The sequence below is a fragment of the Sphingobacterium thalpophilum genome (assembly GCF_901482695.1).
Taxonomy (GTDB): domain Bacteria; phylum Bacteroidota; class Bacteroidia; order Sphingobacteriales; family Sphingobacteriaceae; genus Sphingobacterium; species Sphingobacterium thalpophilum.
On the sequence record NZ_LR590484.1, the window covers coordinates 3,969,326 to 3,981,937 of the forward strand.

8 protein-coding genes are annotated in these 12,612 nt (G+C 45.8%); 7 read left to right on the plus strand and 1 reads right to left on the minus strand.

The genetic code is table 11. From position 1 onward, the window contains the following. Nucleotides 1-101: 101 nt before the first annotated feature. The 4 genes from FGL37_RS16385 (at nucleotide 102) to FGL37_RS16400 (ending at nucleotide 8,329) form a co-directional block, all read left to right on the plus strand. Complete coding sequence (locus FGL37_RS16385) at nucleotides 102-3,218, plus strand: SusC/RagA family TonB-linked outer membrane protein (RefSeq protein WP_051606592.1); 3,117 nt, start codon at nucleotides 102-104, stop codon at nucleotides 3,216-3,218. Nucleotides 3,219-3,229: 11 nt separating this feature from the next. Then, nucleotides 3,230-4,846: a RagB/SusD family nutrient uptake outer membrane protein gene (locus FGL37_RS16390; protein ID WP_037532471.1), complete on the plus strand. Its 1,617-nt coding sequence runs from the start codon at nucleotides 3,230-3,232 to the stop codon at nucleotides 4,844-4,846. A gap of 48 nt (nucleotides 4,847-4,894) precedes the next feature. Further along, on the plus strand, nucleotides 4,895-7,624 hold the full coding sequence (locus FGL37_RS16395; protein WP_028068950.1) for a hypothetical protein: 2,730 nt from the start codon (nucleotides 4,895-4,897) through the stop codon (nucleotides 7,622-7,624). A gap of 66 nt (nucleotides 7,625-7,690) precedes the next feature. Next, nucleotides 7,691-8,329: a GntR family transcriptional regulator gene (locus FGL37_RS16400; protein WP_028068949.1), complete on the plus strand. Its 639-nt coding sequence runs from the start codon at nucleotides 7,691-7,693 to the stop codon at nucleotides 8,327-8,329. A gap of 30 nt (nucleotides 8,330-8,359) precedes the next feature. Here FGL37_RS16400 and FGL37_RS16405 read toward each other — a convergent pair whose 3' ends face one another. Further along, nucleotides 8,360-9,157, minus strand: a complete 798-nt coding sequence (locus tag FGL37_RS16405) for an SMP-30/gluconolactonase/LRE family protein (protein WP_028068948.1) — start codon at nucleotides 9,155-9,157, stop codon at nucleotides 8,360-8,362. Between the two features lie 160 nt (nucleotides 9,158-9,317). Between FGL37_RS16405 and FGL37_RS16410 the strand changes: the two genes are divergently transcribed. Genes FGL37_RS16410 through FGL37_RS16420 form a run of 3 tightly spaced genes read left to right on the plus strand, consistent with a single transcriptional unit; the run spans nucleotide 9,318 to nucleotide 12,609 of the window. Next, a complete protein-coding gene (locus FGL37_RS16410; protein WP_028068947.1) occupies nucleotides 9,318-10,640 on the plus strand; it encodes an aspartate aminotransferase family protein in 1,323 nt (440 codons plus the stop codon). A gap of 8 nt (nucleotides 10,641-10,648) precedes the next feature. Then, on the plus strand, nucleotides 10,649-11,827 hold the full coding sequence (gene dgoD, locus FGL37_RS16415) for a galactonate dehydratase (RefSeq protein WP_028068946.1): 1,179 nt from the start codon (nucleotides 10,649-10,651) through the stop codon (nucleotides 11,825-11,827). An 11-nt stretch (nucleotides 11,828-11,838) separates the two neighbouring features. Beyond that, nucleotides 11,839-12,609 carry an SDR family NAD(P)-dependent oxidoreductase gene (locus FGL37_RS16420; RefSeq protein WP_028068945.1) on the plus strand — a complete coding sequence of 257 codons (771 nt, stop codon included), beginning with the start codon at nucleotides 11,839-11,841 and terminating at the stop codon, nucleotides 12,607-12,609. The last annotated feature ends 3 nt before the right edge of the window (nucleotides 12,610-12,612 follow it).

Genomic DNA, 12,612 nt, shown 5'->3' on the forward strand with positions numbered 1-12,612 from the left:
ACTTTGTTTTGATAAAACAAAACAAAGTACTACATTTTAAAATTGCCAATAAACTAAAGAGCTTATAAATCATTTATTTAACCACTTTAACCTGAGTATTCATGATACTAAAACAGATTAAAATCCGGGATGTAATAAACAGGAATTGTCTTTTGGTCGGGTTTCCTTTTATTTCCGCAGCAGCATTTGCTGCTGCGCCGTCTTTTCATTCTTATGTAAAGGTCCCGATTCAGCGTACTCTTCCTTCAGTTGGAGGAGCGGTAAATTTTCAGCAGCAGGTCATTGGGCAAGTGCTCGATGTCAAAGGTAACACTTTGGCTGGTGTGGAAGTGCGTAATCTCAAAAATTCGGCGGTAACAGTGACTGATCAGGAGGGGCGTTTCCGACTGAGTGCAGCCGCTATGGATCAGCTTCAGTTTCGGCTCATCGGCTTTAGTACGAGGGTAGTGGCGGCAAAGGATGCCGAGGTAATGGTACTTGAGGCAGTCGAGAGTACGCTGGACGAAGTGGTGGTGGTGGGGTATGGTCAGCAGAAGAAAGAGAATCTGACAGGCTCGGTTTCCAGTGTGAAGTTTGATGAATCGACGGTAAGCCGCCCAAATATGAATTTGGCATCTGCGTTAGTGGGTAAAGCCTCTGGGCTCAATATCGCGCAGACTTCGGGCAGTCCAGGTGCAGAAGGCTTTGATCTGTTGGTACGGGGAAAGGGCACCATGAATGATGCTTCACCGCTGGTAGTGATTGACGGTGTGCCCGGGGCATTAAACGATGTCAATCCCAATGATGTCGAAAGTATTTCTGTGCTGAAGGATGCATCGTCTGCGGCGATCTATGGTTCGCGTGCCGCCAATGGTGTTATTCTGGTAACGACCAAACGTGGTAAGGGTGAGGATTTTTCGGTGACATACAATGGTTATTTCGGGCGACAACAGGTAGCGAAAAATATTGACTTTATTACCGATATGGCTACCCATATGGAATTGGTGAACGAGTCTGAAGGTCGTGAAAAATACAGTCCGGAGTTAATTGATACTTGGCGTAAAGAGTCTGCAGCTGGTAATCCGTTGTACCCTAATACCGACTGGTATAAAGAAATGCTGCAGGCGTCGCCGCTGACTGAGCATACGCTGTCGGTTCGCGGTGGCGGCAAAAAGGGTAATTTCGCGATGTCGCTGGGTTTTCTGGATAATAAAGGGATCGTAGACAATTCGGGTTATAAGAAATATGATTTCCGGATCAACGCGGATACCAAAATCAAAAATGTGCTGACCTTAGGTGGAAATGTCTTCGGTACCTGGTCTAATCGACAGCCGCTGGATGTGAGTAATTTTTTTGCCGCAATCCGCAATACTACTCCGGGTGTAATACCCCAATATGAGGACGGAAGGTACGGTGGAGAGATGTTTCCCGGCTTGCCACAGGGTGCCAACCCGAGAGCTTATGTGGATAATATCCGCGGCGATTACGAACGGCAAAAGTTAGGGCTAAAGTTTTTTGGTATTCTGAATTTGATGGAAAATCTAGAATGGGAAAGCAGTTTTGGCTTTAATTATAATAATAACCGGAACTGGGAATATGTGCGGCCCTATTCCTTATGGAATTTGCAAACGGGATTGGAATATCAAAAGAAGCCGAGCGTTAGCAGTCTGTTCAACGGGAGTATCCGAAATTATACCACTGTATTGAATTCACTACTGCGCTATCATGAAACAATTGCGGAACAGCATCATTTGGCTGTGCTAATAGGTTTTGATCAGCAATATAACCGGATGGATAAGTTTGACGCGAAAAAGAACGATATATTGGGTGATGATGCAATCTATATTTTGGATGCGGGTGCGAATCTCGAAGCTATCAATGGTTCGGGTACCGATGATGCTCTACAGTCTTATTTTGGTCGCGTGAACTATGATTTTAAAGGAAGATATCTGTTTGAGGCAAACGCGCGCTATGATGGTTCATCCCGATTTGCAAAAGAGAACCGCTGGGGATTTTTTCCGTCGTTTTCGGCTGGATGGCGACTGACGGAAGAGGAATTTGCGCGGCCGTTAAAAACAGTCTTCGATGAAATCAAAATCCGCGGTTCATGGGGTAGGCTCGGTAACAATAGGATTGGGGATTACACTTATCAAGTTGTCTATGGATCTTACTTATATCCTTTCGGAGGTCAGCTAACTCAGGGTGTTGCGCCCAAGGAGATTGCTAATAGCAAGATCCGGTGGGAGACGACAACGATCTCCAATATAGGTTTGGATCTGGCGCTGTTAAATAATAGACTGACATTCAGTGCTGAGTATTTTGATCGAAATACATCGGATATCTTGACCAAAATTCCTATTCCGATGGTGATGGGCAACTTCTCGCCGCCTTGGCAGAATATTGCCGAAATGCGCAATAGGGGCGTCGATTTTCAGGCAGGATATTTTGCAAAAACCGGAACGGACTGGTCCTACGGTATCAGTGGGAATGTATCATTTTTGAGTAATAAGGTGTTGAAATTCAATGGTAATAAGTCTATCAATGAAAGTTATATAACGATGGAAGGTAAGCCTTTCAACAGTTTCTATATGCTGGAGTTTGACCGGATCATTCAAGAGCAAAGTGAGATTGATCAGCTGAAGGCCGAGGGGTATACCTTTGGTACTTACGTGGGTGGAGAACCGAAGCCAGGGGATATGTTGTACAAAGATGTTAATGGCGATAAAGTGTTTAATGAAGAAGACCGTGTTGTAAAGGATTATTCGGGATTGCCAAAAGTGACCTACGGTTTGAATATCAATGCGGGTTATAAAGGTTTCGATCTAAATGTTGTGGCGCACGGCGTAAGCGGGGTGAAACAGTATTGGGGAAACGACGGTTTCAATACATTTAATATTAATGAAGGTTTCCTGCAGAATGCTGAAATTTTGAATCGCTGGACGCCTGAGAACCATTCCACCGAATATCCGCGTCTCCGTACCTCGGGCAGTGCACTCAACACGGTGTACAGCGACTATTGGCTGCATAATACCTCGTTTTTGAGAATTAAATCAGTGCAATTGGGTTATGCGTTGCCAAAAGAGATGTCAACAAGGTTTAAAGTGGAACGTTTCCGTGTTTTCGCCAACCTGGAAAATTATTTTACATTCACTAAGTTCAAGGGGTATAATCCTGAAAATGCCAGTATTTCCTATCCTTTAATGAAGCAGTGGGTGATCGGTTTAAATGTAACATTTTAAGATGAAAAGCCATGATTAAAAAATATAATAAGATAATAGTTGCGTCACTCGCACTTGTTTTTTTGAGCTCCTGTAGCGATTTTTTGGACCGGAACTCTTTGGTCGGTTTGTCTGAAGAGAGTTTTTGGAAATCTGAACAGGATGCTGTGATGGGGGTAAACACCTTGTATCATGCGAATAGAGAATTTACCAATAGTATTGTCATTTATGGGATGATGGATGATTTTACCGATATTTCGTACCAGTCTTTTGCGACAGGGCTGACGACAGGTGTGTTTCCTGCTAATGCGGGTTTCTACCTGACGTCCTGGGGAATATTTTTTAAGGGCGTGTACAGGGCGAATACAGCATTGAAAAATATTCCAGCCATCAGTATGAGCGAGGCGGTAAAAAAAAGAAGTATAGGCGAAGCGAAATTTTTTAGGGGATATTTTTACTTTAAATTGTGGGATTATTTTGGAGGGGTGCCTTTGTATGATACACCTGTCAATGTGGACGAATCCTATAAGCCGCGTAATACAGATAAAGAGGTGTATGAGTTTATTGTAAAGGATATGACCGAAGCGTACGAGGCTCTGCCGGAGGTGTATGATGCTTCAAATAAAGGACGTGTGACTAAGTGGGCTGCGCTGGCAATGCGTGGTAAAGCGCATCTCTGGGCAAAGGAGTATGCGAAAGCTGCAGCAGATTTTAAAGAGCTGATGGAGAAAAGCGATCGCAGGCTGCTGGCCGACTTTCATACGCTGTTCCGGGTTGCCGGAAATAATAATAGTGAAGTGATTTTTGATGTTCAATATATTGCTGAACAGGGGCATGGGATTGCGACTGACCGTAATTACGGAAATGCACGCGGGGCGACCACGGGATCGCAGCGGACCCGGCCAACACCGAAGCTTGTCAATGCTTTTGAAATGGAGGACGGTACACCTTTTGACTTCGCGAACTATACCAATGCAAATGGTCAGCCATTCAATCCGAACAGTGTCGAAGACTGGAAAGATGAGGCTTCTGTCCGTAAGCTGTTTGAAAAGCGTGATCCGCGTCTACAACAGTCAATTGTGGTGCCATGGTCGACGTTTGTTGGGCGTGGTGGTGTTGCCTATCTGTATAAATTTCCAGTTGCAACCACAGATCCAAATGCTTATGTACCGGTATGGACAAATGGAAGTTATGCTTGGCGTAAGTTTGTGGAGACAGGCTCTGTTTATACCTTGCAGGATAATATGCCTCAGAATTTTCCATTGATCCGCCTGGCCGATGTGCTGTTGATGTATGCAGAAGCAAGGAATGAAGTGCTGAGTGCTCCCGATCAGACGGTATATGATGCGGTAAATGCAGTCCGTAAAAGAGCTAAGATGCCAGATTTGCCGTCTGCTCTTACAAAGGAGCAAATGCGTGAGCGGATACGGCATGAGCGGATGGTGGAACTGGCAGGTGAGGGGCAGCGGTACTCAGATATCCGGCGCTGGAGGATTGCAAAGGATGTTGTGGATAAGGTCTGGATGACTGATTTTAATGGGACGCAAATCCGGCAACGTGGATTTCCGGATCATTATTACCTGTGGCCGATTCCCCAAGCTGAAAGAGATGTGAATCCAAGCCTGACCCAGAACCCGGGCTGGGAGTAGACCGGTTTCTGTCTGTTATTTAAATATTGTGTTCTATTTTTTTTTGTAATGAATTTGATAAAAAGGTGTGTTTCTTTGTTTCTGATGCTACTTGTGATGTCAGCTTCCTATGGTCAGGACAATGCAGCTTCGGTGGACCTGAGCTATGGCCGCTTCAATAAAAAGATGGTTGTGTCCGGAAAAATCCGAGGAAAAAAGGGCTGGTGGCTGGCTTTGGCTCCCGGGGCGGGTTATCCTGCCCGTCCGGCGGATATCGAGGTAACGCTTGCTGTGCCCAAAACAGGCTGGTATATTCTCGAGACTGAGTCAGGGCCTGTGGATCCTGAACGCCTAAAGCAACAGGATACCACAGGGATGTTAACAACGGTTGCCTATTTTCAGCTGGGTAAACAACGGGTGACCAAGCGTATAGTATACGACAAGCTGAAGGGTGGACGGCAAGAACTGGGTAAATTTGAGCTGTCCAATACGGCAGAAAGATTAAAAATCTGGCTACCTGCTCATTTGGTGTTGTATGGTTTGCGTATCAAGCCTTATGTCCCGCCGGTCGCTCCTCTTGAAGCGATCCGTTACCAGCCTGCTGTTGTACCGTCAAAAGAGAGACCAAGGCTATGGGTGAATAAAGAGAGTCTGCCGGTTGTCCGCGGACGGCTTTTGTCGGCGGAAAATGCTCCGGCCTGGGCAAAGGTGAAAGCTCTCGCTCTGGAACCGTATCGGTTTTTGACCAATAACCAGCAAGAGATGTTTTACGACGAGGTGCTGGAGCGTGTCATCGAACAGAAAGCGTTTTATTACCTGATGACGCAAGATGAACGTATTGGCCGTGAAGCTGTAGATCTGGTATCGCGTTATCTGTCGGTTTTGCAATTTGGAAACGTGACATATGGCGATATCACCCGGGAACTGGGGCGTGCGATCTATATTGGAGCGTTGGTCTACGATTGGTGTTATCCATTATTGAGTACAGATGTCAAGTTTCAGATGCAAAAGGACTTTAAGAGGCTGGTTATGGATATGGAGGTCGGCTGGCCTCCGTTTTATGGTTTGGAGAGTATAATTAATGGGCATGGAAATGAGGCGCAGATCTGTCGGGATATGCTCTCCTGGAGTCTGGCTGTTTATGATGAAGACCCTGAACCTTATCAATATGTTGCATATACAGTACTGGAGCAATTGATACCAATGCGCAAGTTTGAATACCAATCACCGCGACATAATCAGGGCGTAGACTACGGCGGTTACAGATTTGGCTGGGAGATGCATGCGGCCTGGCTGTACTACCGCATGCTAGGGCATGCTGTCTTTGACGATAATATCAAGAATATGCCTTACTACTGGCTGTATATGCGTACTCCGGATGGTAAGATGCTGCGTGATGGGGATATGTTCAACGTGAAGTACAATTCCAGTGACGATTTTTATTGGAAAAATCCGCAGACGATGCTGCTCTGTTATGCTTATTCAGGGAACGCAATGATAAAGGCTGAATTCTTAAAACAGGGAGGTCTGCCGGATAATCCGGTATTGTTCCTGTTGTTAAATGATCCTGGTCTAAAAGCTGATTTTGATCGCTCAAAATTGCCCTTGACCAAAGATTTTGGACCTGTCCTCGGGTCTATGGTGGCTCGTACGGGCTGGGGAGAGGAAAAAACGAGTAGTGATGTTATTGCTGAAATAAAAGGTGGTGGTTATCATTTCGGGAATCATCAGCATGCCGATGCGGGGGCTTTACAGATCTATCATCACGGTATTCAGGTCGGCGACCTTGGCCTGTATCTTTCGTATGGTTCACCTTACGATTTTAACTTTAATAAACGTTCCGTCGCACATAGCATGCTTTTGGTGCGCGATCCCGATGAACCATTATTGTTCCGTACCCGGACAAATGATGGGGGAGTGCGTTTTAGTCAACGCTTTCCGCGAACTGTTCAGGAAGTTTTGGGCGACTCGTGGTTTCACACTGGAGCGGTGAGGGCTTCAGCGTTCGGTCCGGATCCTATTCGGCCATCTTACAGCTATTTCAATGTTGATCTCACTGCTGCCTATTCGCCTAAAGTAAAGACCTATGCAAAAAGTTTTATCTTTTTGAATCTCAAACGCAAAGATGTGCCAGCGGCAATCGTATTGCTGGATGAGTTAAAAAGCAATAATCATGAATTTCGACCGTTCTGGCAGATTAACACACTTAACGAGCCCAAAGTGGGGATGCAGGGGTTTATTTTGAATAGTCAGTTTAAGGGGATGAAGGGTACGACTTACGTCGATATGTTTAAGCCACGGGCAGCGGATCGGGAAGTGGCGCTCTTTGGAGGTGATTCTACAGCTTATGTGTTCGGAGATCTGTATCAGGTGAAATCACCTTGGCCCGAAGCACGTGGGACGCGTATCCTTGTTAGTCCTAAAGGTAAGAGTGATCGAATGAGTTATGCGACAGTCTTTCAGATGGTGGAAGGTGATGAAGCAAAATTGCAGGTGCATTATGAGGAAAGGGAGGATTACTACTTGGTTCGGATCGCAGACCGATTGGTGGTGGCGGTCAAGCCGGACCGCTATCTTGAAAAGGCAATTGAAATCGCTGTGCCCGCAGATCGTGAATATGAGGTGGTTGTTGTAGGGCTACAAGATGGTTTTTGGAATGTGAAAAATCCGTCGAAAAATAGTAGCTTTAATATAAATATCTTGAAGGGGAATCATACAGTCAGCTGGAAATCCAGAGCAGAGTTGTTTTACTTATCTCCGGGCAGACCGTATGATGCCCGTGAAGGACTGTTTCGGTAAGCAATATGATGTTTAAATTTTTTAATTGATTTTGTATTCTTATTTTTGTGTAAAATTGTATACAATATGAAAGAAGATTCACTTGCCAATAGGGTTTATCTAGAAGTCCGTAAAAAAATTTTGTCCAGCCAGCTGGCCGGTGGAGCACGGTTGGTTGAAAGTGCTTGGGCTGATAAGCTTGCTGTGAGTAGGGTTGCCGTCCGGGAGGCTTTTATGCGGTTGGCGGGAGAGAGCTTGGTAGAGTTTGGCGAGAAGGGTGGTTGTTTCGTAAAAAAGATGACAGTGGAGGATGTCCGGGATATCCGTGAGCTCCGTGAACTGCTTGAGGTCGGAGCACTGAAGATCTTATTCTCGAAAAAGGATAAACAGCTTATTGATGATCTGGAGTTGATATGCAACGATTTTTCCGACATGGTCAGCAAGGGTTATTACGGCGGGGCCTGCGAGGCGGATGTCCGTTTTCATGAACGTATCATTGAAGGTACTTGTAATTCCAGATTGATCGCTATTTATAAAAATAGCAATATTCCTCTGTTTCATATGAAGTTGGGTGCTATTCTGGGGCAGATGGAGGATTATCTGGATACCGATCAGGAGCATCGTGCCATTGTGGATGCGCTGAAAGCGGATGATTGGAATAAGGCATATGAGACTCTTGTTCACCATCTTGATCGAGGTGAGCAGGAAGCTCTTGAACTTGTCTGACAACTTATATATTGATATGAAGGGGATGTATTATAATATCCCCTTTTTTGTGTAGTTCAGCTGCAGTAATTGTCCTTTTTCGGCCTCGGTGACGATTAGGCCTAGCTCCCCAGATGGGTCCAGAGCACAGTTGGTCGGATTGTGTCCGGGTGTCATTAACTTTTCGGTCGTTTTGTTGGCTGGATTTAGTAGGAGAATATGTTGTGAGCCATATATAGCAATCAGCAGATTTCCTGCTTCATCAAAAGCGAGTCCATCGGGGCCAATTTTGCCACCTGCTGGCGCAAATTTTTCGGGTGATTCCATTTTCCTTGTGTTTATATTCCATTCCATTTTCCAGATCCATTTGCTGCCTGTCTCCGCAATAAAAAGATTGTTGCTTTTTGGAGCAAAAGCTAATCCGTTGGGGTAGTACATGTTCTGATATACAATGCGGAGTCGTCCGTTTGTCTGTAGGCAGCAGACGTAGCCTGTTCCGTCTGTCAGCTCGCTTCCGGGGCAGGTGAACAGTAAATTACCTGCTGTGTCGAAGCATAGGTCATTGGGCATTTTTAACGGCTTGCCTTCCAGTTCGTTTGCGATGGTGTCACAAGTGTTTGTGGTAGGGGAATATCTGCGGATACTGTTTTGCAATGCGTCACAGAACCATACCGTCTGGTCTGGAGCAATGGCGATTCCGTTTGGGTGTCCGTCAACGCTGATGCGTTCATATAAACCTGCTTTGTATCGTATAAGGTTTCCGGCTTGTTTTTCGACCAGCCAAATATTTCCATGTCGGTCGAAGGCCGGACCTTCCGGAAAGTCGATCTCATCAATAAGTATATTCATAGAAATTATTTTTTAAATTTATTTTAAATGTATACAAAAATATTGTAATTTGGTATACATAAAATTGAAACGTATTTTTAGAATACGAAAACAGACTTGTCCCATGTTGCAAACGGGGCAGTCCCGATTATAAAAATAACAAAGCAAAATGTTTATTAGCATGCAAGAAAACGAAAGATCAGCCGCGATACTGCGCGAGAATGCCAAATGGATACCAGGGGGAGTGGTGTCGTTAAACAGAAAGTCGGACCCGAATATCTGCTTCGTCAGAGGGGCTGGATGTCACGTAGAGGATATTGATGGAAATAGCTATATAGACTATCAAGCAGGATTTGCAGCTTCCTTTCTTGGTCATAATGATCCGGATGTCAATGCTGCAGTATTAAAAACGCTTCAGGAGCAACAGGTGTTGATGGGGGCGGGGCCTACCTTATTGGAGGGCGAGTTTGCGCAGTTGTTCTGTGCATCCGTACCCAATGCTGAGAGTCTGCAGATTACCACAACAGGATCTGAAGCTACTTATCATGCCATTCGTATTGCCCGCGCGGTTACAGGTCGCGATCACATTATTGTTATGCAGGGCGGATATAATGGTTGGCATAATGATGTAGCCTGCAATGTTATTAGCCGAAAGGCCGATATCGGAGACTATCAAAGTCCCTGTGAATATCCATTTGACTCACTAAGTGCAGGCGTCCCGCAGAGCCATAGCGGTTTAGTGCATGTCATCAACTATAACGATCTGGATAGCGTTCATTACGTGCTGCAGAAGTACGAAGTCGCTTGTATTCTATTGGAGCCGATTCTACAGAATATCGGTATTGTTAAACCGCAGCCAGGATATCTGGAAGGGCTTCGTGAACTGGCTGATGCGCATGGCTTTCTATTGATCTTTGATGAGGTAAAAACTGGTTTCAGACATGCTTTAGGAGGGTATCAATCCATCTGTGGTGTTCAACCCGATCTTTCTACCTTCGGAAAAGCTGTAGCCAATGGTTATCCATTAGGTGTCATTGCCGGAAAGAAAAAATATATGGATTATTTTGTGGATCCAGATAAAAGAAAAAAGGTTATGATTGCCGGTACCTTCAATGCTTTTCCGCTTACAACTGCAGCAGCAATTGCGACATTGAAAAAACTTTCAAGTCCTGAACATCAAGTGTATGGCCATGTCGAGCGCCTGGGTGAACGTTTGGAACAGGGATATCGGGAAATATTTCCTAAATTAGGTGTACCATTTTATGTGGCTCGCCAAGGGTCGGCCTTCTGTACTTACTTTATGGATCATGCGCCTGTCAACTTTCACGATATCCTGGATAATCACGATTTTGAGCTGGATATCCGCTACCGCAAAAATCTGATAAAGGAAGGAGTGTTTAATTTTCCGGCAGCAATCAAACAGGGAAGTATTTCCTTTGCGCATACGGAAGATGATATTGACCGCACCTTGGAAGCAACGGCACGTGTAATAAAAACTTTGTAATCCTAACTATGAAAATAACCGCTATCGAAACCTATGTGTGCCATGCGCGCATGCGAAACTGGATTTTTGTCAAAGTTGTCACCGATCAGCCGGGGCTCTGGGGCTGGGGCGAGGCGACTCTGGAATGGCACACCAAGAGTGTCGTGGGTGCTATTCAAGATATTTCCCAGTTACTGGTCGGAGAAGACCCGCGTCGTATAGAATATCTGTGGCAGATGATGTATCGTCAGCACTTTTGGCATGGGAACGGTATTGTTCGTGGAACAGCCATTAGTGGAATCGATATTGCCTTGTGGGATATTTTAGGTAAAATTCATCATGTTCCATGTCATGAGTTGTGGGGTGGTCGGGTAAGGGACTATATCCGTCTTTATTGCCACTTGGGCGGCGGCCGTATGGAAGATTTTTACGAAACAGCTCCGGACGATGCCAAGCGTTTTGGCGATTTGGCGTTGAAAGCTGTAGATGAAGGGTTTACGGCTTTTAAATCCATGGCAGTCCCCGAAACGATGTCTCTTGAGGGACTTCGGCCGATTAAATATGCGGAAGCTTGTGTGCAAGCAATGCGGGAAGCAGTAGGCGATGATATCGATATTATGGTAGATTGCCATGCCCGCCCCAGTCCACGTATGGGCATGCAATTCGCTAAGGCGCTGGAACCTTACGGTTTATATTTTTTTGAGGAGCCATGCTGGCCGGAAACCATGGAAGATATAGCGCTGATTCAGCGGTCAGTCGTTACACCAATTGCGTCTGGTGAACGCCTGATTGGTGTTCATGCGTTCAGGGATATGCTTGAAAAACGTGCTGTAAGTGTGATTCAACCTGATATTACCCATTGTGGCGGTTTGTCTGAAGCGAGGAAGATTGCAGCATTAGCAGATGCGTACAGGGTATCTATGGCTCCTCATAACCCGCAGGGACCTGTAAGTACAGCCGCCTCCATTGAACTGGGGTTTGCCACCCCTTCCTATATCATTTGTGAAAGTGTGCATAAAGATGTTGAATGGCGGCAGGATGTGGTTAATGAAGGATTTACAGTGCAGGAGAAAGGCCGTATTGTGCATCCCAATTCTCGCCCTGGTCTTGGTATTGAAATCAATGAAGATGAGGTGAAAAAGCATCCGTTCCAGCAGGAAATTTTGCAACGCACCTTTTACAGGGATGGTAGTATTGGCGACTGGTAGTTTTAGCAGATATGAGAGCAGAATATAAAAATAAAGTGGTTTTGATCAGCGGTGGGCTCGGAGATATTGGTCGGGCAATAGCCGAAGCCTTCCTCAATGAGGACGCCATTGTCTGTATAGCAGATCGATTTGCGCCAAGGCTTGCCCTGGAGAGATGGCCAATGCTTGCAGATACCCCGGACCGTTTAACTTACGACCAAGTGGATGTTGCGGATGCTGAGCAGGTGGAGTCCTGGGTTGCCCGTGTGGAGCAGAAGTTTGGCATGCTGTCGGTGTGTATCGCGAATGCGGCTTGTGTGACGATCCAGAGCTTAAGAGAACTGAGCTCTGCCGCTTGGCGAAATGAGATGGCGATCAATCTCGATGGCGCGTTTTTTCTCGCAAATGCCTGCGCCAAATCATTTGTTGCTGCTGGCGTCCGGGGAAATATTATCTTTCTGGGTAGCTGGGCTGCACACGCAGTACATCGAAAACTGCCTGCTTACAGTGTTTCTAAGGCTGGACTACGTATGCTCTGTCAGACCATGGCGTTGGAATATGCTGAAAATGGCATCCGCGTAAACGAACTCGCTCCCGGTTATGTTAATGCCGGACTGAGCAAAGAGGTCTGGTCGCGTGATGCGGCGCTTCAAAAAAAAGCAGCCACTGTAGTGCCCCTGGGAAGCATAATTGAAACGGACGAAATAGCCGGACAGGTGCTTTGGATATGTTCGGATAACTGCAGGCATATGACGGGGGCAGCCGTTGTGCTGGATGGAGGGCTATCATTAATTAGGCCGTAGACC

Excerpts from the sequence above, each read along its gene's own strand:
- FGL37_RS16385 (WP_051606592.1), top strand. The coding sequence starts at position 102 with ATGATACTAAAACAGATTAAAATCCGGGATGTAATAAACAGGAATTGT.
- FGL37_RS16390 (WP_037532471.1), top strand. The coding sequence starts at position 3,230 with ATGATTAAAAAATATAATAAGATAATAGTTGCGTCACTCGCACTTGTT.
- FGL37_RS16395 (WP_028068950.1), top strand. The coding sequence starts at position 4,895 with ATGAATTTGATAAAAAGGTGTGTTTCTTTGTTTCTGATGCTACTTGTG.
- FGL37_RS16400 (WP_028068949.1), top strand. The coding sequence starts at position 7,691 with ATGAAAGAAGATTCACTTGCCAATAGGGTTTATCTAGAAGTCCGTAAA.
- FGL37_RS16405 (WP_028068948.1), bottom strand. The coding sequence starts at position 9,157 with ATGAATATACTTATTGATGAGATCGACTTTCCGGAAGGTCCGGCCTTC.
- FGL37_RS16410 (WP_028068947.1), top strand. The coding sequence starts at position 9,318 with ATGCAAGAAAACGAAAGATCAGCCGCGATACTGCGCGAGAATGCCAAA.
- dgoD (WP_028068946.1), top strand. The coding sequence starts at position 10,649 with ATGAAAATAACCGCTATCGAAACCTATGTGTGCCATGCGCGCATGCGA.
- FGL37_RS16420 (WP_028068945.1), top strand. The coding sequence starts at position 11,839 with ATGAGAGCAGAATATAAAAATAAAGTGGTTTTGATCAGCGGTGGGCTC.